This is a genomic window from Vreelandella xerophytica (genome assembly GCF_968048975.1).
In genome coordinates, this window is record NZ_OZ309106.1 from 3,150,666 (window position 1) to 3,176,975 (window position 26,310).

The 26,310-nt window shown below is 62.4% G+C and carries 30 protein-coding genes; 14 read left to right on the plus strand and 16 right to left on the minus strand.

What is annotated here, in order from left to right:
• Positions 1 to 11: 11 nt before the first annotated feature.
• Positions 12 to 557 carry an A24 family peptidase gene (locus tag ACWF8S_RS14710; RefSeq protein WP_447554144.1) on the plus strand — a complete coding sequence of 182 codons (546 nt, stop codon included), beginning with the start codon at positions 12 to 14 and terminating at the stop codon, positions 555 to 557.
• On the opposite strand, the gene ACWF8S_RS14715 is transcribed toward ACWF8S_RS14710, so the two are convergent.
• The 8 genes from ACWF8S_RS14715 to cpaB form a co-directional block, all read right to left on the minus strand.
• The gene (locus tag ACWF8S_RS14715) at positions 554 to 868 is read right to left on the minus strand and encodes a DUF3613 domain-containing protein (RefSeq protein ID WP_447554145.1); all 315 of its coding nucleotides are present in this window, start codon (positions 866 to 868) and stop codon (positions 554 to 556) included. The genes ACWF8S_RS14710 and ACWF8S_RS14715 overlap by 4 nt on opposite strands.
• Positions 869 to 899: 31 nt before the next feature.
• Positions 900 to 1,568 carry a tetratricopeptide repeat protein gene (locus ACWF8S_RS14720; RefSeq protein WP_447554146.1) on the minus strand — a complete coding sequence of 223 codons (669 nt, stop codon included), beginning with the start codon at positions 1,566 to 1,568 and terminating at the stop codon, positions 900 to 902.
• A complete protein-coding gene (locus ACWF8S_RS14725; protein WP_447554147.1) occupies positions 1,568 to 2,443 on the minus strand; it encodes a type II secretion system F family protein in 876 nt (291 codons plus the stop codon). The genes ACWF8S_RS14720 and ACWF8S_RS14725 overlap by 1 nt, the downstream gene beginning before the upstream one ends.
• Positions 2,444 to 2,445: 2 nt before the next feature.
• Positions 2,446 to 3,330: a type II secretion system F family protein gene (locus ACWF8S_RS14730; RefSeq protein ID WP_447554149.1), complete on the minus strand. Its 885-nt coding sequence runs from the start codon at positions 3,328 to 3,330 to the stop codon at positions 2,446 to 2,448.
• Positions 3,323 to 4,564, minus strand: a complete 1,242-nt coding sequence (locus ACWF8S_RS14735) for a CpaF family protein (RefSeq protein ID WP_447554150.1) — start codon at positions 4,562 to 4,564, stop codon at positions 3,323 to 3,325. Before ACWF8S_RS14735 ends, ACWF8S_RS14730 begins: the two co-directional genes overlap by 8 nt.
• A 68-nt stretch (positions 4,565 to 4,632) precedes the next feature.
• On the minus strand, positions 4,633 to 5,802 hold the full coding sequence (locus ACWF8S_RS14740) for an AAA family ATPase (RefSeq protein ID WP_447554151.1): 1,170 nt from the start codon (positions 5,800 to 5,802) through the stop codon (positions 4,633 to 4,635).
• An 8-nt stretch (positions 5,803 to 5,810) separates the two neighbouring features.
• Positions 5,811 to 7,034: a type II and III secretion system protein family protein gene (locus ACWF8S_RS14745; protein WP_447554152.1), complete on the minus strand. Its 1,224-nt coding sequence runs from the start codon at positions 7,032 to 7,034 to the stop codon at positions 5,811 to 5,813.
• A 146-nt stretch (positions 7,035 to 7,180) separates the two neighbouring features.
• Positions 7,181 to 8,164, minus strand: a complete 984-nt coding sequence (cpaB, locus tag ACWF8S_RS14750; protein ID WP_447554153.1) for a Flp pilus assembly protein CpaB — start codon at positions 8,162 to 8,164, stop codon at positions 7,181 to 7,183.
• Positions 8,165 to 8,566: 402 nt separating this feature from the next.
• Here cpaB and ACWF8S_RS14755 point away from each other — a divergent pair, with 402 nt between their 5' ends.
• From ACWF8S_RS14755 to ACWF8S_RS14795, 9 genes are all read left to right on the plus strand, one after another.
• Positions 8,567 to 8,788: a Flp family type IVb pilin gene (locus ACWF8S_RS14755; RefSeq protein WP_447554155.1), complete on the plus strand. Its 222-nt coding sequence runs from the start codon at positions 8,567 to 8,569 to the stop codon at positions 8,786 to 8,788.
• 100 nt (positions 8,789 to 8,888) lie between these two features.
• Positions 8,889 to 9,332, plus strand: a complete 444-nt coding sequence (locus ACWF8S_RS14760; RefSeq protein WP_447554156.1) for a TadE/TadG family type IV pilus assembly protein — start codon at positions 8,889 to 8,891, stop codon at positions 9,330 to 9,332.
• 78 nt (positions 9,333 to 9,410) lie between these two features.
• A complete protein-coding gene (locus tag ACWF8S_RS14765) occupies positions 9,411 to 11,633 on the plus strand; it encodes a pilus assembly protein TadG-related protein (protein ID WP_447554157.1) in 2,223 nt (740 codons plus the stop codon).
• The gene (locus ACWF8S_RS14770; protein WP_447554158.1) at positions 11,623 to 12,123 is read left to right on the plus strand and encodes a TadE/TadG family type IV pilus assembly protein; all 501 of its coding nucleotides are present in this window, start codon (positions 11,623 to 11,625) and stop codon (positions 12,121 to 12,123) included. The genes ACWF8S_RS14765 and ACWF8S_RS14770 overlap by 11 nt, the downstream gene beginning before the upstream one ends.
• A gap of 147 nt (positions 12,124 to 12,270) precedes the next feature.
• Complete coding sequence (dapC, locus tag ACWF8S_RS14775) at positions 12,271 to 13,467, plus strand: succinyldiaminopimelate transaminase (RefSeq protein ID WP_447554159.1); 1,197 nt, start codon at positions 12,271 to 12,273, stop codon at positions 13,465 to 13,467.
• A 60-nt stretch (positions 13,468 to 13,527) separates the two neighbouring features.
• Positions 13,528 to 13,875 (plus strand): Spx/MgsR family RNA polymerase-binding regulatory protein, encoded by a 348-nt coding sequence (locus tag ACWF8S_RS14780; protein ID WP_447554160.1) that lies wholly within the window; start codon positions 13,528 to 13,530, stop codon positions 13,873 to 13,875.
• A gap of 46 nt (positions 13,876 to 13,921) precedes the next feature.
• Positions 13,922 to 14,947: a 2,3,4,5-tetrahydropyridine-2,6-dicarboxylate N-succinyltransferase gene (gene dapD, locus ACWF8S_RS14785; RefSeq protein ID WP_447554161.1), complete on the plus strand. Its 1,026-nt coding sequence runs from the start codon at positions 13,922 to 13,924 to the stop codon at positions 14,945 to 14,947.
• Positions 14,934 to 16,106: a succinyl-diaminopimelate desuccinylase gene (gene dapE / locus ACWF8S_RS14790; RefSeq protein ID WP_447554162.1), complete on the plus strand. Its 1,173-nt coding sequence runs from the start codon at positions 14,934 to 14,936 to the stop codon at positions 16,104 to 16,106. The genes dapD and dapE overlap by 14 nt, the downstream gene beginning before the upstream one ends.
• Positions 16,103 to 16,492: a hypothetical protein gene (locus ACWF8S_RS14795; RefSeq protein WP_447554163.1), complete on the plus strand. Its 390-nt coding sequence runs from the start codon at positions 16,103 to 16,105 to the stop codon at positions 16,490 to 16,492. Before dapE ends, ACWF8S_RS14795 begins: the two co-directional genes overlap by 4 nt.
• Positions 16,493 to 16,611: 119 nt before the next feature.
• Here the strand turns inward: ACWF8S_RS14795 and ACWF8S_RS14800 are convergent, their stop codons facing one another.
• Entirely contained in the window at positions 16,612 to 17,145 is a 534-nt protein-coding gene (locus tag ACWF8S_RS14800) for a cold-shock protein (protein ID WP_447554164.1), read from the minus strand.
• A 169-nt stretch (positions 17,146 to 17,314) separates the two neighbouring features.
• Between ACWF8S_RS14800 and ACWF8S_RS14805 the strand changes: the two genes are divergently transcribed.
• Positions 17,315 to 17,563 carry a SlyX family protein gene (locus ACWF8S_RS14805; RefSeq protein WP_447554165.1) on the plus strand — a complete coding sequence of 83 codons (249 nt, stop codon included), beginning with the start codon at positions 17,315 to 17,317 and terminating at the stop codon, positions 17,561 to 17,563.
• A 37-nt stretch (positions 17,564 to 17,600) separates the two neighbouring features.
• Here ACWF8S_RS14805 and ald read toward each other — a convergent pair whose 3' ends face one another.
• The 7 genes from ald to radC all read right to left on the minus strand — a co-directional run bounded on the left by ald (position 17,601) and on the right by radC (position 22,934).
• Complete coding sequence (gene ald, locus ACWF8S_RS14810; protein WP_447554166.1) at positions 17,601 to 18,719, minus strand: alanine dehydrogenase; 1,119 nt, start codon at positions 18,717 to 18,719, stop codon at positions 17,601 to 17,603.
• Between the two features lie 180 nt (positions 18,720 to 18,899).
• Entirely contained in the window at positions 18,900 to 19,334 is a 435-nt protein-coding gene (locus ACWF8S_RS14815; protein WP_447554167.1) for an acyl-CoA thioesterase, read from the minus strand.
• Between the two features lie 45 nt (positions 19,335 to 19,379).
• Positions 19,380 to 20,570 (minus strand): class I SAM-dependent rRNA methyltransferase, encoded by a 1,191-nt coding sequence (locus tag ACWF8S_RS14820; protein WP_447554168.1) that lies wholly within the window; start codon positions 20,568 to 20,570, stop codon positions 19,380 to 19,382.
• Between the two features lie 39 nt (positions 20,571 to 20,609).
• Complete coding sequence (gene mutM, locus ACWF8S_RS14825) at positions 20,610 to 21,437, minus strand: bifunctional DNA-formamidopyrimidine glycosylase/DNA-(apurinic or apyrimidinic site) lyase (RefSeq protein ID WP_447554169.1); 828 nt, start codon at positions 21,435 to 21,437, stop codon at positions 20,610 to 20,612.
• A 170-nt stretch (positions 21,438 to 21,607) separates the two neighbouring features.
• Positions 21,608 to 21,763 (minus strand): 50S ribosomal protein L33, encoded by a 156-nt coding sequence (gene rpmG / locus ACWF8S_RS14830; RefSeq protein WP_227391162.1) that lies wholly within the window; start codon positions 21,761 to 21,763, stop codon positions 21,608 to 21,610.
• A 37-nt stretch (positions 21,764 to 21,800) separates the two neighbouring features.
• The gene (gene rpmB, locus ACWF8S_RS14835) at positions 21,801 to 22,037 is read right to left on the minus strand and encodes a 50S ribosomal protein L28 (protein WP_394582619.1); all 237 of its coding nucleotides are present in this window, start codon (positions 22,035 to 22,037) and stop codon (positions 21,801 to 21,803) included.
• A 222-nt stretch (positions 22,038 to 22,259) separates the two neighbouring features.
• On the minus strand, positions 22,260 to 22,934 hold the full coding sequence (gene radC / locus ACWF8S_RS14840) for a RadC family protein (RefSeq protein WP_447554170.1): 675 nt from the start codon (positions 22,932 to 22,934) through the stop codon (positions 22,260 to 22,262).
• 175 nt (positions 22,935 to 23,109) lie between these two features.
• Between radC and coaBC the strand changes: the two genes are divergently transcribed.
• From coaBC to ACWF8S_RS14855, 3 genes are read left to right on the plus strand one after another with little or no spacing between them, the layout of a single operon-like run.
• Positions 23,110 to 24,402, plus strand: coding sequence for a bifunctional phosphopantothenoylcysteine decarboxylase/phosphopantothenate--cysteine ligase CoaBC (gene coaBC, locus ACWF8S_RS14845; protein WP_447554171.1), 1,293 nt, complete (start codon positions 23,110 to 23,112; stop codon positions 24,400 to 24,402).
• Entirely contained in the window at positions 24,399 to 24,854 is a 456-nt protein-coding gene (gene dut, locus ACWF8S_RS14850) for a dUTP diphosphatase (RefSeq protein WP_447554172.1), read from the plus strand. The genes coaBC and dut overlap by 4 nt, the downstream gene beginning before the upstream one ends.
• 41 nt (positions 24,855 to 24,895) lie before the next feature.
• A complete protein-coding gene (locus ACWF8S_RS14855; RefSeq protein WP_447554173.1) occupies positions 24,896 to 26,278 on the plus strand; it encodes a phosphomannomutase/phosphoglucomutase in 1,383 nt (460 codons plus the stop codon).
• Positions 26,279 to 26,310 lie beyond the last annotated feature (32 nt).

The window sequence follows — 26,310 nt, forward strand, 5'->3', positions numbered from 1 at the left end:
AAGCATACCCCGTGACGCCAGGCTTGCTGATCCTGCTCGTCTGGGTTCTGGCGGTGGGCTATAGGGACCTTCGAACACGACGAATCGACAACCGCCTTGCTTACCCGTTTCTTCTGCTGGCCGCGGGGTGGCTGGCCGTGACTGGCGAGAGCCTGATCGGGGTGGCCTGGCCCCAGGCGCTGTTCGGGGTGGGGAGCGCACTGCTGCTCGCCATTCCCGGCCACGTAAAGGGGGTACTGGGCGGAGGCGACGTCAAACTGCTGGCCGCCCTTGGCCTGTGTTTGGGCACGACGGGGCTGCTGGCGGTAGTGGCGCTGACGGCGGCGCTGCTCGTCGTGTGGCATACCCTCGCGCGGCGCTTGCCGGCAAGAACCCGGGCGGCCCTTGCGCACTACGCACCGGGGATTTGCCCGCCCCCCCGCGATCACACCCAGGATCCTCTCGTTCAGGGCCCTGGTGATCCGGGCTCAGGGGATACGGGCTACTATGCCTACGCCCCCTTCATTGCGCTGGCGCTCGTGCTACTGGTGCTAGGGGCCATCAGCTTCACCGGCTAGTTGCCGCTGAAACCGCCGGCGGTATCGCTTGCGTAGCGTTCGGGAATGGGGTGGTTGAAGCTATCAAGCCAGCGCTGATGAGCAAGTTCCTGCTCCCGGGGTGAAAGGGACTGGGGCGTAAGCGATGCCTGGTGGCCCTGGCGCTGAACCTGTAGCCAGTTATCCGCCGCGGTCATCGAGTGCTCGCCCGGGCCCGCGCAGCCGCTTAACAGGGCGACCATCAAAGGCGCGGCCACCAGGGGCGCGGTCAACGCCCGACCGACGCCCTTGGCCTGGGTACCCCGCAGGCTACCTACCTTGCAATATGCCATTTCTTTATCTCCCTCGTATCGGCGCATGGACTTAACGGCGCTGCTGATCTTCCAGCTGCATCTGGCGGGCGCGGGTTTCGGCGCGCTGGTACTGCAGGGGTGTTCCTCGCCCGCTGCTCAGCAGCGCGCTCGCGGCCTGGGGTCGCTGCTGATAGATCAGCAGCGTCATCAAATTCTCCAGCGGCAGCGCGTCGTCCTGGCTCAGCTCCAGCGCGGTCATGAACTCGAACCGCGCTTTTTCAAGCTCGCGACGCTGAAGGTGAACGAAGCCCAGGTCGTTACGGATCTTGAAACTGGCGGGGTAGAGCCTGGCCGCTTCGCGCATATGGGCGAGCGCCTGATCGAAGTCGCCAGCAACGACGGCTACCTGGCCAAGGCCCTGGTGCGCCTCGGCGGCCACGCAGCTGTCGAGCAGCGAGCGGTAGAGCGCTTGCGCTTCGGGGTCCTTCAACTGACGCAAAATTTGCGCCTTGCGCAGGCGCACCTCGGCAATCGACTCGGGCAGCTGCTCGAGGTGGGCCAGCGCCGCATGGGGCCTCCCCTGCTCGGCCATGTCGTTGGCGAGCTCGACGGCGAGCTGCTGTTCCGGCGCTAGTTGGCGGCACGCATCGACCGGCGCGCCCGCCGTCGAGGACACCCCGGCACAGCCGGAAAGCGCCAGCGCGAGAAGCACCGTGGCGCTCGCTAAAACATGGTTCATCAATTCATCCCCGATATCGCGGCAAAAATGGCCATAAAGCCAGGCCCTGCCAGAATAATCAGCAGCGCTGGAAAGAGAAACAAGACCATCGCCCCGGACATCTTGGCCGAAAGCTTGGAGACCTTCTCCTGCTGGTCGGTGATTCGCCGGTCGTGGAAAAGCTCCTTGAGCGAAATGAGCGAGGCGACCGCCCCACCGCCCTGGCGTATCAACTGCTCGAGAATCACCACGCAGTCGTTGAGCGGATCCACATCCAGCCTTTCGGCCATGACGCTGAGCTCAGTGGCCAGGTCGAGGCCGGCGTCGACGCGGCTGAGCACGCGCCGGAGTTCCCGGGAAAGCTCGGGCAGAATGTGCTCTCCCTCCCGGGAGAGCACCCGCAGCGACTGATCCACGGTCATGCCGACCTCGAAGAGCATGCGCAACAGCGGCAGCATCGCCGACACCTCTTCGTTGATAGCGGCGTGGCGCTTTGCGACCTGCTTTTTGAGCCAGCGCTTGGGCAGAAAAAAACCGAGCGCCGCGGCGATGAATACCGCCAAAAGCGATGGGCCATCGCCCCAAAACGCGGTGACGAGGGTGGCCAGTACGCCGGTCGCGATCGGCACGCCCAACTGAAACGCGTAATAGGTGGCCCGCTGGTCGGCGCCGCGCCAGCTCAACTGCTCCATCAACTTCGGAACTTCCGCATCCAGCTTGCCATCCAGGTAGGCAAGCTCTCCCAGCAGCGTACGCCGCGATATGCGGCCAGGGGTATCGGTCACCGCGATGCGCTGGGCAATCATGGCCGCTTTCCAGCGCTTGGTGAGCAGCACATAGCCCACCAGGCCCGCCGCGGCAAAAAAAAGTAACGCACTGAGGGTCAAAAGCGTCATGGTTACATACTCTTCAGCATACGCCACAAGAGCGTGCAGCCGGTCACTTGTAACGTTAGAGAAAGTAGCAGCATGGCCTTACCGGCCGTCGTTGACCACATATCGAGTATTAACGTCGGGTTTACCATCAAAATATAGCTCGCTATGGCGATGGGTAGGCCGGCCAATACCACCGCGCTGATACGCGTCTCGCCGGTCATGGCACTCAACTGGCGGCTGGCCTGCTCCCGGTCGCGGATGATCATGATCAGGTTATTGAGCATATCGGTGGAGTTGCCGCCATAGCGCTGGTTGACCTGAACCCCCAGCGCCAGCATGTAAAACTCCTCCCGGGGGTAATCCTCGGCAAACTCGTTGACCGCTTCCGCCAGCGGCATGCCAAGCTCAATATCCCGGCGCACGGTTTGTATCGCCTGGTTGAGCGGGTCGGGGCAGCGCTTCATGGCAAGCAGCATGGCATCACTCAAGGTTCTACCGGATTTGATACTGCGTATCATATGATCCAAAAGCGTAGGCAGTTGAGCGATCATGCGCTCCAGGCGCCTTTGCGCCCGCCACTGCCCAACGAGATAGACCACCAGCGCTATCAAGACGAGCGCAATCGGCGGCAGCACCCAGCTAATTTGGGTCAGCACCAGCGCCAGCAGAAGCACCAGGGACGTTGCCACCGCCACCATCCAGGGGGGCAGTTCGAGCCCGGCCTGGCTTATCCAGCGCGCCACGCCTCTGGGTCGGCGCTCGCGTCGGGTCATCGGTGTGCGCTCGCTTTGAAGCCGCTGGCCCACGCGTTCGCCCACCGCCTGGCGGCGGCTTAAGTTCACCAACAAAAGCCCGGCGCCTAGCAGCAAGAAGCTGCCCACCATCAGCAAAAGCGCTACGCTACCCACCGCTCGCCCCCGGTAATGCGCCCTGGAGTTTTTCGTTGACCACCTGGGTGCTCTTTTGCACAAAGCTCTGCTGGTGCCGGTCGTAGCGAAACAGCAGGTTGGTGACGTAATTGCCCTGCTCCAGCCCGCCAAGCTCGATGATCTCGCTGATACAGCGCTGGCCGCTGGGCAAACGGGACAGTTGAATGATCACCTCGATCGCCGAGGCGATCGAGCGGCGCACGGTACTTTCGGGCACCTGAACGCCGGAAAGCCCCACCAGGGTTTCGATACGTAGTAATGAGTCGCCGGCGTTGTTGGCGTGTATCGAGGTCATCGACCCTTCGTGGCCGGTGTTCATCGCCGAGAGCACATCGAGCACCTCGACCCCGCGGGTTTCGCCCAGAATGATCCGGTCGGGGCGCATGCGCAGCGCGTTGCGCACCAGGTTTCGAGCGGTCACCTCGCCGTGGCCATCCGCGTTGGGCGGGCGCGTCTCCAAACGCACGACGTGGCCGTGCTTGAGCTGAAGCTCCGCGGTATCCTCGATGGTCACCAGGCGCTCGCGCTGATCGATCAGGCTGCTCAACAGGTTCAGCATGGTGGTTTTACCCGTTCCGGTTCCTCCGCTGATGACGATATTGCAGCGCCTTTTCACCGCGCACTCGAGAAACGCCAACATATCCTCGTTCAGCGAGCCGGCGCCGACCAGCTCCTTGCTTTGCAGCATGTCCTTACGAAACTTACGCACCGAAAGACAGGCGCCGTCCAGGGCGATAGGGGGAATCACCGCATTGACCCGGCTGCCATCCGGCAGGCGGGCGTCGACCATGGGCGAGGACTCGTCCAGCCGCCGCCCAAGCGGGGCAAGAATGCGCTGAATGACGCGCTGAAGGTGATGGTCATCGACGAACTGCAAATCGCTTTGCGACAACACCCCACGGCGCTCGACGAAAATACGCTCACACCCGTTGACCAGGATCTCCGTCACGCTGGGATCACTGAGCAGCATTTCCAGCGGGCCGAAGCCGGTGAGCTCGTCGATCATCTCCTCGGTGAGCCGGTCGATCTCATAGCCCGACACCGCCAGCTGATGAAGCCGGGTAAAGGACTGGATATGTACGGCCAGAAACCGCCTGAGCTCGTGTCGGCTGCCTTCGACCAGGTTAGAGCCTTCATCCCCTAGCTGATCGATCAGGTAGCGGTGCAAACGCTCTTTAAGCTGAAAAAGCTGCTGGCGGCCCACTCGCTCCATAAGACGTCCTCTTTGGTGTGCAATGCAAAACCCTCATGATCTTTCCCAACCCGATACCTGGCCGGGGGTTAGCGCCGTAGCCGGGGCCATCGCCAACGCCCTCGACGCTCTTCCACCGACTCGGGCAATAACGTTTTGGCCAGCCGCCGCAACGCTCTGGAGAGTTCGCTGTGAGGCGCCAATTCAAACAGCGGCACGCCCTGGTTGAGACTATTGAGCCGCTGTTCCGCTAGTGCCGGCAGCACCGCGGCAAGTGGCGTGGCGAAGGTGTCCGCCAGCACCTCCGGTGTGGGCGAGACGCTAGGTAAATGGCGGTCCACCAGCAAGCCCAGCCGGTTCAGAGTAATGCCTTCCGTCTTGTAGCGCTGCAGCCGCTCCAGATTGCGACGGCTGCAGGGCACGCTCTGCTGGACGTACCAAAGCACCTGGTCCGCCGCGCTTGCCAGGGCGCGCAAAAACCCGCTGTCCGCCTGGCCGCAGGCGTTGATCACGATAAAGGCGAAGTGCTGGCGCAAAACCCCCAACAAAAGGATCGCTTCCGCGTAGCTGTATTGCTCGGGATAGCGCTCGTCCTGGAGCAGCGGCAGAACGAAAAGCCCGCTTTCGTGCCGGGAAAACACGTTGGCGATGACCGCGCTGTCGATACGCTGGGCGGAACTCATGGCGTCCTCGACGCCAAAGCTGCACTTCAGGTTCAAAAGCGCCTCCAGCTCGCCAAGCCCGGGGGCGGCATCGATCAACAAAACCGGCGAGTGCTGTTCGGCCACCGATAGCGCCAGATGGGCGGCCACCCAGGTCGTATCCGCCGTGGCGTCCGTGCCCTCCAGCACCACCACGTTGGCGCGGGGGCCGGAGCTTCCGCCGATGATCGACGGCTGTTTTCGAAGCAGCCGACGCATGAGGCTTTGCACCTCACTGCGGCGCTGACCCACGGTCAGGTAGTCCCGCGCGCCGGCGCGCATCGCACCCAGCACCAGCGCGTTCTCGGCGCTCTCCCCGACGGCGACGACGGCAAGATCCGGGCGCGACTCGACCACGCCCTCGATCACCAAAAGCGCCATGTCGCTGTTACTCGGGTCGATATAGAAAAAGAGGAGGCCACTGCCCATCTGGTCGGCCAAGCCGATAATGGCTTCCAACTGAGGGTTGACCGGCACCAGCCGGGTCTGCTCCACCAGGGTCGCCTTGAGCCAGCTAATCTCTGCGTCGCCGCAGCCGCATACCATGAATATCTGCATCATCGCCCCTATTGTGACAGTCCGGCGCTGCGGTTGAACGAGCCGTCCTCGAGCAGCAGCTCGTGCACGCTGGGCGCGTAATCGCGCACCTCTTCGCCGGGCAGGGCGGGCAGCGTCGCATCCGCCGCAATGGGTTGTACCAGGTGCGGCGTGACGATCATCAAGAGTTCGCGCTCTTCGCTGCGGGTTTGGCTATTGCGGAAAAAAGCGCCAAGGATCGGCACGCTTCCGATCCCCGGGAGCTGCCTCACCTGGGCACTGCGATTGGTGCTGATCAGGCCGCTGATGATGAAACTTTCGCCGCTGGCAAGCGAAACGCTGGTGTCCGAACGGCGAACCGTCAGCGCGGGCACCGTCGTTCCCGCAATGGTGACGCCGTTGGCGAAATCAAGCTCGCTGACTTCCGGGGCGACCTTGAGCGTAATCCGCTGCTCGTCGATGACCGTCGGCGTCAGCGTGAGCCGCACCCCGAACTCCTTGTACTCGATGGAGACGCTGTCGCTGCCTGCACTGGGCACGGGGATAGGGAACTCGCCACCGGCCAGAAAACTGGCGCTTTGCCCGCTCAGCGCGACCAAACTCGGCCGCGCCAGGGTATAGGCGAAGCCGCTGGTCTCCAGAGCGCTAAGCGCGGCCATGACGCGCTGACTCCCACCCCCGACCACCAGGTTGAAACCGCTGCTGGAAAGCGGCACATTGGCGCCGGGGGTCAGCGCGCCGATGGTGCCCACGCCGACGGACCCGGGGCCTACGCCTGGCGAAGCGAACAGATTGTTATTAGAAGCCCCGAACAGCGACACCCCGACTTCGCGAAGCCGGGTCCGGTTGACCTCGACGAAGCGAATGTCGGTCTGCACCTGGGAGGGCACCGGCGCACGTTGCAAGGCGCGCTCGCCAAGCGCCTGGCTCGCGGCGCCCGAAACGCTCAGGGCGAGCTCGACCGGTGCATCGGCGCAGGGGGTCCAAATCGAGGCGTTGGTGACCCCGCCCGCCAGGGGGGTGATCAAAAAAGCGTTGCCGGAGGTCAGTTGCACGTTGGCCACCTCAGGATTGCCGACCGCCAGGCGCTCGATGGCGACCGGCAACGCCACCTCCCGGTGTATGCCTGGGGCCAATTCGAGCGCGGCCGGCACTTGGCTCAACTCGCTACAGCTGGACTGCGCAAGCGCCCCGGAGGAGTAGCTACCCACGCCCACCAGCACGCCGGCTAACATGCGTATCAGGTTCTTCATTGGTCTCCCTTACCCTGGCCTTTAACGCCCTGGCGTCTCGGTATTGGTTTGTCGTTATGAGTAGATCGTTATGAGTAGATCGTTATAAGCCCAGGATGGCTGGCATGGCGTTGATAACGGCACGTCGTTAACAACGCGGCAGCGGTCTAAGGCGCTTCCAGGCTTCTCACCGCCCCGCGAATCACGGCGACCGACGATTCGCTGGTCTCTGGCGAGCGCGGGGCCGGGGCCGGGGCCGGCGCCTGCCGGTACGGGGGCGGCGCGGCGTCATTCACGGGCGCGGCCGGGGGCGGGGCAGCCGGGCGCAGGGCCAGCTGCTCGAACTGAAAAAGCTGCTGGTTGAGGTCCTGGATCGAGGCGCCGCCCCCGCGATGAAAATCGGCCAGGCGCCCCTCCTCAGAGGCGCGCACGGCAATTCTTAGCTCGCCGACATCCGCGGCCAGGGCAAAGCGGGTGAGCAGCGTCTCGGGCACGGCGAGCACCAGCGTCCCGGATGACGGGTTAGCGCTACCCAAGGAGCTATCGTTTTGAACCGGCAGCGGCTGGACCGTTTCGCCTTCCGCGGTCAGCCCCAGCACGCTACCCACCGTCAATACCCGCAGGGCCGGCACGGCCACCTGCATCGTACGATCGGCGTTTTGCTCGGTTTGGGGAAGAAACAGCAGCACATCCACGTAGTCGCCTGGCGAGATGTGTCCACCAGCGCCCATGACCGGGTTAAAAGGTACGGCGATCGCCCGCTCGTCTGATCGAATCATGCGCGCCACCGTACCGCCGCTGGCAAAGTAGCTCTCTTTCAATACCGTCCCCTGGGCCGTATCGCGCCCCACGGCGCGCCCTACCAAAAGATCGGGGTCGCTAAATCCGCCCGGCGGCATCAGGCTCAGCCGCTCTACCTGAAGATCCTCGCGAACGATGGGGTGGTAAGCGCGCAGGTCCTTCGCGACCACCACGACCTCCACACCAGGCAGGGGCTCGGCCGTTTCGCCAAGCACCGGGTCGCCGGATGCGTCAACGCCCGCGGCAGGCGCCGGCGCGGGCTGCTGAGCGATTCGAATACCCGCATAGCCCACGGCGATGGCCGCCAACACCAGCACCACCGCAATACACATTAGAAAACGGCTACTCACTACTTTTAGTCCCCAGCGTTGTTCGGGCCTTTAACTTATCGACCAAGATCGGATAGCGTAACCACAAAGTTAAAATCACTTTAAGTCGAAAAACCTATAAAATATTGGCTTAATCCACGATTAAAGAGATTCAACGATAGCGTTCAATTGATAAGCAAGGTGGTATACGACAATGATGACAAGAGCATTAGAGTCTCGAGAACAACCTTCTCATCCTTGTCTTTAAGGCAATCATTAAACAAACAAAGACCTAACAAAAAGTAACATTAAAAAATAAAAAAATTACTAATGAAACCGGTAAGAATGACGATAAATAGCCATACCACTTACTAAACAATCATTTAAGAAATTAACAACCCTTTAGCGGATCGATACCGCTACCCATTGAATCGGAGATTACTAATGAAAGTGTTCGTTTCTCTCTACACCTACCTGACCACTCTTCACAACGATAAAAAAGGCGCCTCCGCCATAGAGTATGCATTGATTGCGGGTTTGATCGCGGCAATCTTGATTGCCTCACTGGCTATTCTAGGGAATGGCATCGGCGGGCTTTTCCAACAAATTTCTGATGCGCTTAATATTGGCGCAGGACAAACCACTCCAGAAACCCCAGCCCCATAGAGCACTATAAAATCAATAAAGGCTAATATATAACTCCCAAAATACTTTAACTTTAATCAATACCGCAGGTTAAGTATTCGACGACTGGAAATGCCGTACCATGATAAAAGCCTGTCAGAAAGGGGCAGTCAGTATCGAGTTCGCGCTGAGTTTCATTCTGCTTTTGGGGCTTTTTTACGGCGCTATCGGCCTCTCGATGCCGCTACTATTGAGTGCCAGTTATCAGCAGTTGGCCTCGGATGCGTTAAGAGAAGGCCTGGTCTGGAAAAACCATCATCAAGCCAACCAGGACGAGGCGGCGGCACATATCGCCTCGATCATCGACGCCGCATGGATGCCGGCGTCCTGGGTCGCGCCCTGCGCAAGCCAGGACCGCTATTTGACCGTCGACCCTCTGGAGGGCGCTTGGCATGTCTGCCTGCATCACCCTTCGCCGGACACCATACTTCCCCCCATCCGCTTGATGGGCGCTCAATTCCCCCCGCTGCCCGACCAGATAGTAGGGCGCGCCTATTTGCGGACCCTCGAGTTGGCCACGCCGTAGCATTAGCGATGCATTTTGGGGTGAGAACACGCCAACCGGAAAAGCGTTTTCCTTCGTTTTGATAACAGGCAGGTGAACATGACCCCGGTTTTTTCTGGCCATCACAGCCCCTTGTATCAGCGCGGTTTCATTAGTGGCCTGACGGCCTTCGTGCTGCTGACGCTGCTGTTGGTCATGGCGCTGCTGGTCGATACCGGGCGGCTTTTTCTCGAAAAGCGCCAGCTGCAGAAAGTGGCCGATATGGCGGCGCTGGAGACCTCCGCCCGCCTGCCGCGCGGTTACTGTGCCGGCAACCCCGCCCTTGCCCAAACGCTCGCCCTGGAATCCGCCGCCGTTCATGGCTTCGTCCCGGATGCCCAAAGGGCGCTGTCAGTGCGCTGCGTGACACTTGCAAGCCAGGACGGGATGCGCCAGGTATCGCCGATCCCCCACGCCGCCGTCGAGGTCACGGTGAGTCGCTCGACCCCGGCGAGCCTCGTGCTACGGGGCGGCGCCCTGGTCAGTCGTGGCCTTGGTGAGAACGTCGCGCTCACCGCCCGCGCGACCGCCCAGCGAAGCGATGCGGTGGCCGCCTTTACGGTCGGCAGCCAGCTTCTGCGCCTGGAAAGAGAACGACCGGTGGGGCGCTTTTTGCGCGCGGCCGGGGTGGATACCACGCATCTGGCCACTCTCAGCGCAAGCGGCGTTGCCAGCACCTACGTAAGCCCGCTGGGGCTTTTCAAAGCGCTCGGCATCGAGACGAGCATCGTGGAGTTGTCGCGTATGACGTCCTCGGAGCTGATCGCGCTCACCGATCAAAGGCTTGCCTCCTTGACGCTTGCCCAGTTGATCGACGCAATGGCCCGGAACGTCGACGATGAGAGCTTGCGCGCCTCGCTTCGCGCCTTTGGCCGCGCGATCGCCGCCCACCCGCGGCTTGGCGAGGTCAAGCTGAAACTACTGGGAAGCGACGCCACCGGGCTGATCGAGCTAAAGCGGGACGCCGTGAACAGCACCCGCGCGGTACTCGAAAGCCGCGTGAACCTGGCCGAGCTCTTGGCCGTGGCGCTGCTGACCGGCACCCGCGAGCAGACGATAGCGCTTGAAAGCCACGGGCTTTTCGGCCTCGAGGTAGCGGCCCGAATGGTCTCGGCGCCGGTGGTCGCCATTGGGCCGGCGGGCAGCCAGGTGCCGGGCGGCCAGCTCAGGCTCGAGGTCAAGCTCGATACCGCTGGTCTGGCACCGCTCGGGGCTTTTTCCGGGCTGCTGGGCGTACGGGTCAACTTTCCGATCACCCTCGATCTTGGCTCGGCCCAGGCCGAGCTCACCCGGCTACAGTGCCAGTTCGATACGCCCACCGCCGATATTGCGGTGGCCGCAAAGCTGCTCGATACCTGCGTGGGTGAGCCGCCCCTTTCAGGCGCGGGTTCTGGGCCCCAAAGCTGCGCCATGCATCAAGAGACCGAGTTTTTGAGGCTCTTCAGCCACTCCGTTATTCCCCGCAAGCCCCTGCCTATTGTAGGGCTCGAATACCGCGAGACATTACCCAACATGCACGCCGAAGAACGCCGCACTACCCAACCCAACGCGTTGACACTGAGCAATACGCTCAGCCGCCTGACCGGCAATTTTCTGGATCTTCTGGCCAACCTGGTTCGCACTCCTGCGCCTGAAGTGGATTTACTGGCAAGGCTTGCTACGCAGTACCTGGAGGCCACCAAACAGCTCGATGGCTTTTACAGCGTCGATAACGTGCTCGCGCGGATACTGGGGGGCAGCGAAGAACGTACTGCCAACGGCCGGCCGGTCGTCCCGGCGCTCACCACTGACTATAGGATCGACAACGTGCTGCCCGCCACCTGCCTGCTCGGAGCTCTTTGTCCTATCAACCGGTGGCTGTCGGCAGATTTCGCTCGAGCCTTCAGGTTCTACGCCGACTACGAAATTGGCCTCTTGGGCTCGCTGCTGACGCCGGTCGTGGGCAACAGCAGCTATAAAGCCTGCGGCCGGGCTCGTGACCCTCGCACTCGCAACGAGTGCCTGGCGCACAACCTGACCGAGATGCTCAAGCGCCGCCCCCAACCAATGCTCATCAGCGCCCAGGACTCGCTAAGCGTCGCCAACGCTGCTACGCAAAACGTTACCTGCGCAGGCGAAGTTTGCCGGTTGCTCAAGCCACTGCTGGACGCCACCAAGCCGAGTCTGAACAATCTGGGCGATTTTTTGAACAACCAGCTGGCCGATCAATTGGGCGTGACACTCGGCAGTAACGAGGTCCACCTTCACTCCACCAACTGCGGGGTGCCCTCGATTGCCTACTAAGGCCCGACAGCGCGGCGCCGTGGCGATCGAGTTCGCGGCCATCTTCCTGCTGTTTTTCACCCTGGTGTACGGCGCTTTCGCGTTTGCCCTGCCGGCCGTCGCGCGCCTGTCGTTTCAGCACTGGGCGGCGGAGGCGGCCCGCGCGGCGATGCGCGTCGACACCGATGCCCCCAGAGCCACGGTACTGGCGCGCCTGGGCGAGCAGGTGGAGCAGTCGATCACCCATAGCTGGCTTCCCGGCGCCTGGCGTGGCGGCTGCGACGCGCCGGAAAACGCGCCTTGGCAACCCCTGCCGGGAACGGACTACGGCCACTGGGCGTACGAGGCCCACACGGCCCAGTCGCGAAGCCCGCGCTACCTGCTTCACGTCTGCCTTCAGGCCAACGATCCCATCGTGCCCCAGGTCAAAATCGGCACTCTCCAACTGCCCCCCCACAACGACGACAGCGGCCGCCCCTGGGTGCGCGGCTACACCATCACCTATCTTTGAGATCTCCTCGAGGTATAATGAGGCCGCCTGGGCGTGACCCGTTTGGCGGATGCTTATTTCCCGGTATGTTTGAGCAAGCCCTGGGGGTTGCCTATAATCGGTAGCTGACAATTTTCAGCCGCCGCCCAGGCCCGCCACGGACCCGCCATGAATCCTGACCTTAACGCGCTGCACCCCTATCCGTTCGAGAAGCTGGCCGCGCTGAAACAAGACCTGACGCCCCCCGTCGGGCTCGATCCCATTTCGCTGACCATCGGCGAGCCCCAGCACGCCCCGTTCGTCGAAGCGCTGGAGGCGTTGACGGCGTATCAGCACGAAATGGCCCGCTATCCGGCAACCAACGGCCTGGTGGAGCTGCGCGACGCCATCGCTCGGTGGGCCATCATGCGCTTTGGACTCAAGGACCTGGACGCCGAGCGTGAGATCATTCCGGTCAACGGCACCCGCGAGGCAATCTTCGCCTTCGTCCAGGCCGCTCTCGACCGTACCCGGGCGGCCAAGGTGGCCGTGCCCAACCCGTTTTATCAGATTTACGAAGGCGCCACGCTGCTGGCCGGGGGCGAGCCGCACTACCTGGCCTGCACCGCGGAAAACGGCTTTCGCCCGGATTTCTCCCAGGTGGACGCCGTCACCTGGCAAGACGTTCAGATCGTGTTTATCTGCTCGCCGGGCAACCCCACCGGCGCGGTCACCCCGCTTGCCGAATTAAAACAGCTGATCGAACTGGCCGACGAGCACGATTTCATCATCGCCTCGGATGAGTGCTACTCGGAACTTTATCTTGACGAGCACGCCCCACCGCCGGGGCTTTTACAGGCCTGCACCGAGCTGGGACGCACGGACTTTCGCCGCTGCGTGGTATTTCACTCGCTCTCCAAGCGCTCGAACCTGCCCGGGCTTCGCTCCGGGTTCGTGGCCGGCGACGCGGCCCTTCTGGCGCCGTTCAAGCGTTACCGCACCTACCACGGCTGCGCGATGTCGCTGCCGCTTCAGCGCGCCTCGGTCAAAGCCTGGCAGGATGAATCGCATGTGCGCGACAACCGCGACGCCTACCGGGAGAAATTCCAGGCCGTCACCGAAGTACTTGCCCCGGTCATGGACTTTCCCAGCCCCGAGGCGAGCTTCTATCTCTGGCCCGCCGTGCCCGGCGGCGACGACATCGCCTTTACCCGGCGACTTTTCAGCGAGGAACACGTCAATGTTCTGCCGGGCAGCCTGATGGGGCGTGAAGGGCCGGATGGCCAGAACCCCGGCGCGGGTCGGCTTCGCCTGGCGCTGGTGGCCGAGCTTGAACCCACGCTGGAGGCGGCTCGTCGTCTTCGCCGGATGATCGAGCGCGGCTAGCGCCCTGCCAGAAAGGCACTCGTTGAAAAACCCCAGGCGTCACAATGCTCAGGAGGCTTTATGCTCACGCTTTACATGATCGATACCTGCGATACCTGCCGCAAGGCACGCAAGGCACTGGATGAAAAGGGCCTGGCCTATACAAGCCACGATCTTCGCAAGGATGGCCTGTCGGCGAGTCTTCTCGAGCATCTCCTGGAGCAGGTGCCTCTTGTGAAGGCGATCAACAAGCGCAGCACCACCTGGCGCGAGCTTCCCGAGAACGATAAAGAGACCATCGACGCCACATCGGCGCGCAAGCTGCTGCTCGAGCACCCGACTCTGCTCAAGCGTCCGCTGCTGGAACTCGATGACCACACCCTTCTGGTGGGCTATCAAGCGGGTGACTACGACAACCTCACCCAATGACTGACCGCCTCCCCCTTTACTGATCACGTGAAAAGGAAAACGCTTTATGCTGAGCTTTGCGCTTGGAATCGGCACGCAGAATACCCAGGGCGACTGGCTGGAGATCTACTATCCGGCCCCGCTTTTCAAACCCGCCGAGAGCCTGGTGGCCGCCGCGCGCAAGGTGCTGGACGCCACCGACGGCACGCAAGCGATCAGCTTCTTACCCGAGGACTGCGCAAATCTGGCAAGCGCACTGTCTGATGCCGGCCATGACGAGCAGGCCGCTCTGGCCGAGTCGTTTGCCCAGAGCAAGCGCCCGTTGGTGGCCATGTTCATCGACACCGACCAGCCGCCCCAGACCGCCCCGGAGGTGTATCTCAAGCTGCATCTACTATCGCACCGGCTGGTGAAGCCTCACGGGCTCGACCTGACCGGCATGTTCGGGCTCTTGCGCAATATTGCCTGGACCAGCGAAGGCGCCATCGACATCGAGGAGCTGGCCGCACGCCGTTTGAAAGCGCGCCTGGCCGGCCGGCCGCTGTCGGTGGATTGCGTGGACAAATTCCCCAAGATGACCGACTACGTGGTGCCCGGCGGCGTGCGCATCGGCGACACCGCCCGGGTTCGTCTGGGGGCCTATCTGGGGGAAGGCACCACGGTGATGCACGAAGGGTTTGTCAATTTCAACGCCGGTGCCGAAGGCCCGAACATGATCGAAGGGCGTATTTCGGCGGGCGTGTTCGTCGGCAAGGGCTCGGATCTGGGCGGGGGCTGCTCCACCATGGGCACGTTGTCCGGTGGCGGCAACATCGTCATCAAGGTCGGCGAGGGCTGTCTGATCGGTGCCAATGCCGGTATCGGCATTCCACTGGGGGATCGCTGCACCGTGGAGGCGGGCCTCTATATCACCGCCGGCACCAAGGTCGCCCTGCTCGATGACCAGAAAAACGAGGTCAAGACCGTTTCGGGTCGCGAGCTGGCCGGGCAGAACGATCTGCTGTTACGCCGAAACTCGCAAAACGGCCGCGTGGAGTGCCTGACCAACAAGAGCGCCGTGGCGCTGAACGAGGCGCTGCATGCCCATAACTGAGCCCGAGGGGCTATCGCCCACGCTCGCGCTCGCCTTCGACCTGATGGGCCGGGCATCGATCACCCCCGATGATGAGGGCTGCCAGGGCCTGATGATCGAGCGTCTCGAGGCGCTCGGTTTTCATATCGAGCGTCTGGCCTACGGCGATGTAGAGAACTTCTGGGCGGTACGCGGCCATCATGGCCCGGTGCTGGCGTTTGCCGGCCACACCGACGTGGTACCCAGCGGCCCCCATACCAACTGGGAGTTCCCGCCCTTTGCCCCCTGCATCGACGACGAGGGCATGCTCTGCGGCCGGGGGGCCTCGGACATGAAGGGGAGTCTCGCGGCGATGGTCACCGCCGTGGAGCGTTTTGTCGCGCGCCATCCGGATCACGACGGGCGCATCGCATTTCTGATCACCGCCGACGAAGAGGGCCCGGCAGTGGATGGCACCCGCGCGGTGGTCGAACACCTGCGCGAGCGCAACGAACGCCTGGACTACTGCATCGTGGGCGAGCCCTCCTCCACCGCGCGTCTGGGCGATGTGATCAAGAACGGTCGGCGCGGCTCGCTGGGCGGCACGCTGCATGTGAAGGGGGTCCAGGGCCATGTGGCCTACCCGCATCTGGCGCGCAACCCCATTCATCAGGCAATGCCCGCGCTCGATGCGCTGACGCGCGAGCACTGGGATGGGGGTAACGACTTCTTTCCGGCCACCAGCTTCCAGATTTCCAATTTCCGAGCGGGCACCGGAGCCACCAACGTGATTCCGGGTGAAATCGAGGTGGTGTTCAACTTTCGCTACTCCACCGAAGTCACGTGCGATGTGTTGAAAGCGCGCACCGAAACGATTCTGGCGCGCTTCGGGCTTGATTATCATATCGAGTGGACGTTGAACGGCGAGCCGTTTCTCACCGCCGAAGGGGCGCTGGTGGACGCGGTGACGCAAAGCGTCGAGGACGTGACCGGCCAGCGCCCCGCGCTTTCCACCAGCGGCGGCACGTCGGACGGGCGCTTCATTGCCACTCTGGGCGCCCAGGTAGTAGAACTTGGCCCCTTGAACGATACCATTCACAAAGTGAACGAGCGTGTGCGTGCAAGCGATCTCGAGACGCTGAGCCGTATCTACGAGAACGTTCTTGTCACGCTGTTCAAACCCCAAGGGAATGATTCATGAGCGAGCACTTTCCCGATATCGAGGTGTATCTGGCGCAGACCCGCCTTGAAACCATCGACGCCTGGCTGTCCGACACGATCAACGCGCCCGCGTTGAGCCCCGCGGGTAAAGGCAAGTGGAAAAGTTGCGGCCACCTGGATGGCCATGACATTCCGGTGCTGCTGGTGGAAAAGGCCGCGGACGGCTTTGCCAGCCTCTGGTTTGACAGCCCGCATACGCCCTGGGCAAGCGACCAGATCTGTGCAGCGGCGGCGGCCCGGGCTCTTGGGGTAAAGGTGCGCTGCTCGCTGGGCGGATGGCATCCCGGTGACGACCCGGACGCGTTCTGGCAGGTGCTGCCGGATGGACAGGAAAAGGCCATTGCCTGGCCGGATTCGGGACGCTAAGGTTCTAAAGACATTGGCTCTTGAAACGACATCGGCCTTGAAACGACATTGGCCCCGCCGAAGCGGGGCCAATGAGTCTTGCACGACGGCCAGGCCCGAGAGCCAGACCCGTACAGGCGTCACGACTCGATAATGCTCACGTCGTCGGCCTGCAGGCCGCGGTCGTTCTGGATCACGTGGTAACGCACGATCTGGCCTTCAGCGAGCATGCGCGGGCCACGCCCGCGAATGGCGCGAAAGTGCACGAACACGTCCTCGCCGTTATCGCGGGTGATGAAGCCGTAGCCTTTATTAGTGTTAAACCACTTCACCTCACCCTCTTCACGCCCGTCGTTGGGGTCGATGACATCTTCTGGCTCATCGTCGACCGGCTCTGCCTGACGCGCAACAGGTTTGACGTGGGCCGCTTCAGCGTTGACTACCACAGGAGGCGCGAACGCCGCCGCGGCCAGCGTGCCGACCAGCAACACGATAAAGCTTCCCAGCGCCACCGCAATGTAGACGCCGGTCGTGCCGATAATGGCAAGCTCGGAAAGCCACTGTTCAGCCAGCGGCGCATCGGTTAAATGTACAAGGCCAGCCAGCAGCAGTGGCGTGGGCGCTGCAAGCAATACACTGATCAATAAACAGCGAACAACAACTTTTGGGTTCATAGATGGTAAAAGCTCTCTTGTTGTATGAGTAACAAACAAAGGAAAATACGCGTAACGATTATAGCAATCCCCCTCTTTGGCGATAAATGCTGAAGCAACGTCGACCATGGTCGCGCAAGGAGGCGGGGCTAACCGTACCGAGCATACACTACAAGGGTTCGATCTTATCATGCCAAATGAATTATCGCCTGCCGAGCTCAGCCTCCGGCTGGAGGCGCTGGAGACCAAGCTTGCCTACCAGGAGCACTGGCTGGACACCCTCGACCAGGCCGTCGCCGGCCAGGAGCGCCGCCTGGAAAAGCTCGAGCAGCTAAGCACGTTAATGCGCGACCGGCTGCGCGAGCAGCACCAAACTTTCAACGACTCATCGAACGAAGAGGCACACCGCCCTGAAGACGATGTGCCCCCGCACTACTAGGCTCTGCCCTTAAATCGTATTGCCAGCAAACACCGGGCTAGGCGCCGAGCAGTGGCCCGCTGGCGACGTACTCGAGGCCGAACGCCTCGGCGACCGCCTTGTAGGTAAGCTTGCCGGCGTGCACGTTGAGCCCTGTCGCGAAGTGGTCGTCGTCTCTGAGCGCCTGCTGCCAGCCCTTGTCCGCCAGCGCCAGTACGAAGGGTAGCGTGGCGTTGGTCAGGCCAAGGGTGGAGGTGCGCGCTACCGCCCCGGGCATGTTCGCCACGCAGTAGTGAACGATGCCGTCGACGATATAGGTCGGCTCGGCGTGGGTGGTGGGCCGGCTGGTCTCGAAACAGCCGCCCTGGTCGATGGCGACATCCACCAGTACGCTGCCGGGTTTCATGCTTGCAAGCATCTTACGGGTGATCAGCTTGGGCGCCGCCGCCCCCGGGATCAGCACCGCGCCGATGATCATGTCCGAGGTCCGGGCGGCTTCATCCAGCGCATCCGCGGTGGAGTAGACCGTTTTGATGCGCCCCTGGTAGCGGTCGTCCAGGGTCTCCAGCCGGGGAATGGAGCGGTCCAGAATGGTGACGTCCGCGCCGAGGCCAAGCGCCATGCGCGCGGCGTTTTCGCCTACCACGCCGCCGCCGATCACCGTTACCTTACCCGGCGCGACACCGGGCACGCCGGGTAGCAGTACCCCGGCGCCGCCCTGGGCTTTCTCGAGGCTGTGGGCGCCCGCCTGAACCGCCATGCGCCCGGCTACTGTGCTCATGGGCGCTAAAAGGGGCAGCCCGCCTTTACCATCGACGATGGTTTCATACGCAATGCAGGTCGCGCCGCTTTCGATCAACCCTTGGGTCAGCGTCTTCTCGGCGGCCAGGTGCAGGTAGGTGAAAAGCGTCTGGCCGGGCTTCAAGCGCGCAACCTCCTCGGGTTGAGGCTCCTTCACCTTCAGAATCAGCTCGGCGTTTTGCCAAAGCGCCTCGACGTCGGTTTCGATGCGCGCCCCCGCCGCCTCGAAATCGCCGTCCGCAAACCCGGCGCCTTCACCGGCGCCCTGCTGAACGCTGACCGTATGGCCGCGCCCGGCAAGCTCGCGGGCGCCGGTGGGGGTCAGGGCAACGCGATACTCGTGGTTTTTGATCTCTTTGGGAACGGCGATATGCATGGCAGACCTCGTGAAGAAATGGGTTATCTTTCTTCATTACAGCACAGTCAGGCCGTACCGCCAGAATCTGGCCCCAAAACAAGAAAAACGCCGTTAAAGGCGTTTTCCAGCAGAAAATTACCGCGTAAACGATGCTTTCACAGCAAAATCCACGCTACTTTTCCAAGCTACTCTTCCACGCTACTCTTCGATGATGGCCGCCCCGTAGATGCGCTGATACTCGTCGGGCAGGCGCTTGGGCCGCCCGTTCGACAGGGCGGCGCACACAAAGCGGGTGCGGGCGTTGAGCAGGGTTTTGTCATCCGCCTTGCGCTTGAGCTGAAACCGCCGGGTCAGGCTGAAACGCCCGTCGCACTCGACGATCCAGGTGGCCAGCTGGAGCGCATCGCCTTCGAACGCCGGGGCGAGGTAATCGAGCTCGTGGCGGTGGACCACCATTGCCCGGTCAAGCGCCCGGTAATGATCCAGTGTCAGCCCCAGAGCCTCGGAGTGGGCCCAACTGATTTGCTCGACCCAGCGCAGATATTCGCTGTTGTTGACGTGCTGATACGCATCGATGGCGCGCGCGTCAACGGTGATATCCAGCACGAACGGCTTTGGCAGTACCCACTCCATCATCGCTCCTTACTCCGCCGACCTGGCACCATGGTGGCCTATCGCTTAGTCGCGGTAAACGCGCACACCCAGCGCCTTGAGATACGAGGTCTCGGGAATGGCCGGGTGTACCGGGTGATCCGGCCCCTGATGGCCCTGGAAGATCACCTGGCCGTGACGGTCCTGGTGGCGCACCGCGCCCCGCACCACGTCGACCAGCCGATCCTGGGCCAGGTGCATCGAGCACGAGGCCGAAAGCAAAAGCCCGTCGCGGCCCAGAAGGCGCATCGCTTCACGATTCAGGCGGGCATAGGCGCGCTCGCCGTTGGGGATGTCCTTGCGCTTTTTGATGAACGCCGGCGGGTCGAGAATCACCACGTCGAACTGCTCGCCATCGGCCTTGAGCGCGGCGAGCGCCTCGAAGGCGTCGCCTTCGCCAATCGCTACCTGCTCATGAACGCCGTTGAGTTCGGCGTTGCGCGCTACCTGTTCAAGGGCCGCGGCGGAGCTGTCGATACACAGCACTTCGGACGCCCCGCTGGCCGCCGCCTGCACGCCCCAGCCGCCCACGTAGCTGAACACATCCAGCACCCGCTTGCCCGCTACCTGGCCGTTGAGCCAGGCACGGTTGACCCGGTGATCATAGAACCAACCGGTTTTCTGGCCATTGAGTACCGGCACCACGAAACGCGCGCCGTTCTCCTCGATCAGCACCTCATCGGGAAGCACGCCCTTGACCACTTCGACCTGGGCCTCCAGGCCTTCCTGGCGGCGCCCGCCGGTGTCGTTACGAAACACGATCACCTCAGGCTTGACGACCTTTTCCAGGGCATCGACGATTTCGTCCGCCAATGCCTGCATGCCGGCGGTGTTGAGCTGAACCACCAGCACATCGCCGAAGCGGTCGATGACAAGACCCGGCAGCAGATCGCCCTCGCCGTGAATCAAGCGGTAGAAGGGCTTGTCGAACATGCGCTGACGCAGCGCCAGCGCCTGGTTGAAGCGGTGGACGAACAAGGACCGGTCCAGACGCATTTCCGGGTCGCGGGACATGATGCGTGCGCAGATCAGCGAATGCGGGTTCACGTAGGCCACGCCAATGGCCTTGCCGTTGGAGGCCTCGATCAGCGCGGCCTCGCCGGCGGCGAACTCCTTGAGCGGTGTCTCCTTGGTATCCACCTCGTTGGAGTAGATCCATAGATGCCCCGCCTTCAGGCGGCGGTCGGCGTTCTTGTTCAAGCGCAGGCGTTGGGTCACAGGTGTCTCCAAAAGCATCGACAAAGCGTGAAAGTTAGTTTAGCGCTGGCATCCGGGGCAGAAAACGCTGGCCCGCTGACCCAGGGTGATGCGTCTGAGCATCTGTTCGCAGCGTCGGCAAGGCTGGCCCTGGCGCCCGTAGACGTTGAGCTGTTGGGCGAAGTAGCCCGGCTCGCCCTGGCCGCTGACGAAATCGCGAAGGGTCGTGCCACCCTGGGTGATCGCGGCGGTCAGCACCTCCTTGACCGCCACCGCAAGGCGCTCGTAGCGCGCCCGGGAGATTCGCCCGGCAGCGCGGCGCGGGTCGATCCCCGCGATAAAAAGCGCCTCAGTCGCGTAGATATTGCCCGCCCCGACTACCACCCGGTTATCCATCAAGAACGGCTTCACGGCCACGCGCTTGCCCCTTGAAAGCGTATAGAGCCACTCCCCGTTGAAAGTGTCACTCAGTGGCTCCGGGCCCAGATGCAAAAGGCGCGGGTCATGGGTGCCATCGCCGTGCTGCCAATCGACAAAACCGAAGCGGCGCGGGTCATGGTAGCGAAGCACATGGCCGTCAGCGGTGACCACATCCACATGGTCATGCTTTTTGGGCAGATCTCCCACCCTGGCGATACGCAGGCTGCCCGACATGCCCAGGTGCCACAAGAGCGTGGCCTCCCCCGATACGCCCACCAAGGGAATGCGCAGATACTTGGCGCGCCGGACGATAGACCCCACCCGCGCGCCGATCAGCCGCGTTTCGAAATCGCTCGGTACCGGCACGCGAAGGCGACGGTTGCGCACCAGCACTTCGGTAATTTCCTGGCCTTCGATATAAGGGGCGATCCCTTGGCGGGTGGTTTCAACCTCGGGCAGCTCGGGCATGATAGACACCTGACATGATTAACAATCAACCTGGCAAAACCGATGACAGCAAAATCCTTTACCCTGCGCGCGTCAGCTTTGATTGAGCCAAGCACGCAAAAACCCGGCTTTGTGGGCCGGGTTTTCAACAGGCACTCGCCTGCGGTGAAAGCCGATCAGCGTAATCTGGATTACTTGATCTTGGCTTCCTTGTAGATAACGTGCTTGCGAACCACCGGGTCGTACTTCTTGAACTCGAACTTGTCCGGGGTGTTTCGCTTGTTCTTGTCGGTGGTGTAGAAGTGGCCTGTACCGGCACTGGACACCAGACGAATCTTATCGCGCATGGTTTACTCTCCCAAAAGTGCTTATCAAAAAGCTGTCTTAGATGGCATCGCCGCGCTTGCGGATATCCGCCAGCACCGTTTCGATACCTTTCTTGTCGATGATACGCATGCCTTTGGAAGAGATGCGCAGCTTCACAAAACGGTTCTCGGATTCAACCCAGAAACGATGAGTGTGCAGGTTCGGCAAGAAACGACGACGTGTCTTACGCTGGGAGTGTGAAACGTTGTTACCAGTTACCGGACGCTTGCCGGTAACCTGACATACTTTGGACATGAGAGCCTCCAACCGCTTGGCCAGGGTATAAGCCTGAGTGTTCAAAACTGTCGGGCAAACCGGAAGGGAGGGAGTCGACGCCGTTAAGGCTTGGCTATACCCAGATCCGTTATTCAACCCAAGTTTAAAGGTGGCACTTTATACCAGAGCATCCGGCCAGCGGCAAGCAAAAGCCTGCCAAAAGGGTCAAAAAGGCCCTTTAAACGGAAAAAAGCCGGCATTTTAAAGCCAGCCGCGCTCGGCAAAAGAGATCACATCAGCATCCCCCACCACGAAGTGATCAAGCACGCGAACATCAAACAGTCCCAGCGCTTGGGTCAAGCGCTCGGTGATGCGTCGGTCGGCGTCGCTGGGTTCGGCCACGCCCGAGGGGTGGTTGTGCGCCAGGATCACCGCGCCCGCGTTAAGCTCCAGGGCGCGCTTGGCTACATCGCGGGGATACACCGATGCGCTGTCTAGGGTACCGCGAAACAGGGATTCATAGCGAATGATTCGGTGCTGTGTATCCAAAAAAAGCACCGCAAACTCCTCGTGCCCCAGGTGTCTGAGCTGCGAGCGCAGGTAATGGCGCACCAACGAGGGCGAGGTCAGAGCGTTGCCTCGAGCCAGCTGGCTGGCCAGGTGCCGACGCGATAATTCGAGCGTGGCCTGCAGTTGGGCGAACTTGGCCGCCCCCAGCCCGTGGGCCTCACAGAACGCGCTCTGATCGGATTCCAGAAAGGGCCTCAAGCCTCCAAAGCGCGTCAGCAGGTCGCGGGCCAGGTCCACGGCCGAGCGGCCCTTGACGCCCACCCGCAAAAAGATTGCCAGAAGCTCGGCATCCGACAGCGCCTGGGCGCCCAGCGTCAAAAGCTTCTCCCGTGGGCGCTCCCCTTCCGGCCAGTGATTGATTCCCATCGTCTTTCCCCTTGTCATGCGCTGCGCATATCTTGTTGTCCTGCTCTCAAGCTCAGTATACCTAGCCTGGATGGCATTGGGCCAGCCTGCCAAAACAAGCGGCCAAATGGTATGGTGAGCCCCTTTGGAGCGGCCTTTTCCCCGGGCCTGATCCGTTTTTCACAAGGAGCGTTCCATGGCTTCGATACAGCCCTCGCCGAGTTCGGCGCTTGCGGGAAAACGAATTCTTCTAGGCGTCAGCGCCGGTATCGCTGCCTATAAAAGCGCTCAGATCACTCGGCTCATCAAGCAGGCCGGCGGCGAAGTGCGGGTGGTGATGACCGACGGCGCCCAGGCGTTCATCACTCCGCTGACGCTTCAGGCGCTTTCCGGTGAGGCGGTACGCACCTCGCTTCTTGACCCGCAAGCCGAGGCCGGCATGGGCCATATCGAGCTTGCCCGCTGGGCAGATGCGCTGCTCGTCGCCCCGGCCACGGCGGATCTGATCGCCCGCCTGGTGCACGGCCTGGCCGATGATCTGCTGACCACCCTTAGCCTTGCCTGCGAAGCGCCAAGGCTGATTGCGCCGGCCATGAACCAGGCAATGTGGCGCCACCCGGCCAGCCAGCGAAACGCCCAGATGCTCGAGGCGGATCAGTGGCAGGTCATCGGGCCCGCCGCCGGCGAGCAGGCCTGCGGTGATGTCGGCCCCGGGCGCATGAGCGAGCCCGAGCTGATTGTCGAGGCGCTGGCCAAGCGGCTGGCCCCACCGATGGTTCCAACGGTGACAGCCGCGCCGCGTCCGCACGTGGTCATCACCGCAGGCCCCACCCGGGAAGCCCTGGACCCGGTGCGCTACCTCTCCAATCACAGCTCGGGGAAGATGGGCTATGCGCTGGCCGCCGCCGCCGTTGCCGAAGGTTTTCAGGTCACCCTGATCAGCGGCCCGGTGGATCTGCCCACCCCACCGGATGTGACCCGCGTCGATGTCGAGAGCGCCCGGGAGATGCATCGTGAGGCGCTGAGGCTCGCCCCCGAGGCAGCGCTCTTCATTGGCTGTGCGGCGGTGGCGGACTACCGCGCCGAACAGACCGCCGAGCACAAGATCAAGAAAACCCAGGACCGTGACACGCTGACCCTTACCCTGGTGAAAAACCCGGATATCATTGCCGAGGTGGCCGCGCTTGGCGCCAGCGAGCGCCCCTTCGTGGTCGGCTTCGCCGCCGAAACCCGCGACGTTGCTCATTACGCCGACGAGAAGCTTTCACGCAAGAATCTCGACATGGTGGTGGCCAATGACGTGGCACGCGACGGCCTGGGCTTTGGCAGCGACGACAACGCCGCGCTGCTCCTGTGGCGCACGCCAACGGGCACCGAGCAGCTCGACGCGCCACCCCAATCCAAGACCGCGCTTGCCAAACTGATTATCCAGCAAGCGCGTTCCTTGATCGATACAGCCCCACACCCAACCACCGGAGCCAACTCATGAGCCGTCCCTCCCTGAAGTGCAAGGTGCTCGACGAGCGTATGCACGACTACCTGCCCACTTACGGCTCCGACGGCGCGGCGGGCATGGATCTACGCGCCCTGCTCGACGCACCGCTCACCCTCGCCCCTGGCCAGTGCGAGCTGATCCGCACCGGCCTTGCGATCCATATCGAAGATCCCAGCCTTGCCGGCTTGATTGTGCCCCGCTCGGGGCTGGGTCATAAGCACGGCATCGTGCTGGGCAACCTGGTGGGTCTGATCGACTCGGACTACCAGGGAGAGCTGATGATCTCGGTGTGGAACCGCGGCCAGACGAGCTTCACCCTCGCGCCTTTCGAGCGGCTGGCTCAATACGTGCTGGTACCGGTGGTCCAGGCTACCCTCGAGGTCGTCGAGAGCTTCGAGGACAGCACCCGCGGCAGTGGCGGTTTTGGCAGCACCGGCCGCCACTAAGGCCTATCCGTTTACGTAACCGGCTGATGGAGGGATTGACCATGACTGTACCCGCTTCGATATTTCGCGCCTACGATATACGCGGCGTGGTGGACCACACGCTTACCGAGGCCACCACCGTGCTGATCGGTCGAGCGATCGGCACGGAGGCCGCCGCCCGGGGCGAGCGCGCGGTCATTGTCGCCCGGGATGGGCGCCTCTCCGGCCCGATGCTTCAAAAGGCGCTGACTCAAGGGCTTTTAAGCGCCGGGGTCGACGTGATCGACATCGGCATGGTCCCCACGCCGGTGCTTTACTTCGCCACTCACACACTGGATGAAAGCCGCTCGGGGGTGATGATCACCGGCAGCCACAACCCGCCGGAATACAACGGCTTCAAGATCGTGCTGGGCGGCGAAACACTCTCTGCCGACACCATCACCGCGCTCTACCGGCGTATCGATGAAGACCGTCTCGACGAGGGCGACGGCGCCTATTCGCAGGTCGACGTACGCCCGGCCTATCTCGAACGTATTCTCGGTGATGTGAAGGTGGCGCGACCGCTTCACGCCGTGGTGGACTGCGGAAACGGCGTGGCCGGCGAGCTGGGCCCTGAACTGATTCGTCGCCTGGGCGTTCAGACTACCGCGCTTTTCGACGAGATCGACGGGCGCTTTCCCAATCACCACCCGGACCCGGGCAAGCCTGAAAACCTCGTCTCGCTGATCGATGAGGTCAAGCGCTGCGGCGCGGATATCGGCCTGGCCTTCGATGGCGACGGCGACCGCCTCGGTGTGGTGACCCCGAGCGGGCGCATGATCTACCCGGATCATCTTCTGGCGGTATTCGCCACCGACCTGCTGGCCCGCCACCCGGGAGCGGGGGTGATTTTCGATATCAAGTGCAGCCGCAACCTCGCTCGCGTCATTGCAGATGCCGGCGGCGAGCCGGAAATGTGGCGCACCGGCCACTCGCTGATCAAGGCGCGCATGATCGAGACCGACGCACAGCTTGCCGGCGAGATGAGCGGACACATCTTTTTCAAGGAACGCTGGTACGGGTTCGACGACGGCCTCTACGCCGCGGCAAGGCTTCTGGAAATCGTCGCCCAGTCGCCGGACGATGCGGACACCCTGTTCGAGCGTTTCCCCCAGGAAATCAGCACGCCGGAGATCAACCTCGACGTGCCGGACGAGGAGAAATTCGGCCTGGTGGAAGCGCTTGCCAGAGATGGCGACTTCGGCGAAGGTATCAAGACCACCATCGACGGTATTCGCGTGGACTACCCGCACGGTTGGGGGCTTTGCCGAGCATCGAACACCACGCCCGCGCTGGTGCTTCGCTTTGAAGGGGAAAGCGAAGCGGCCCTTGTCGATATCAAAGCACGCTTTGCCCGCGCGCTTGCCAGGACCGCCCCCATGCTCGATATCGCCAAGATCCGCTGATACCTCGTCAGGAAAAGTGCGCAGACAGGCGC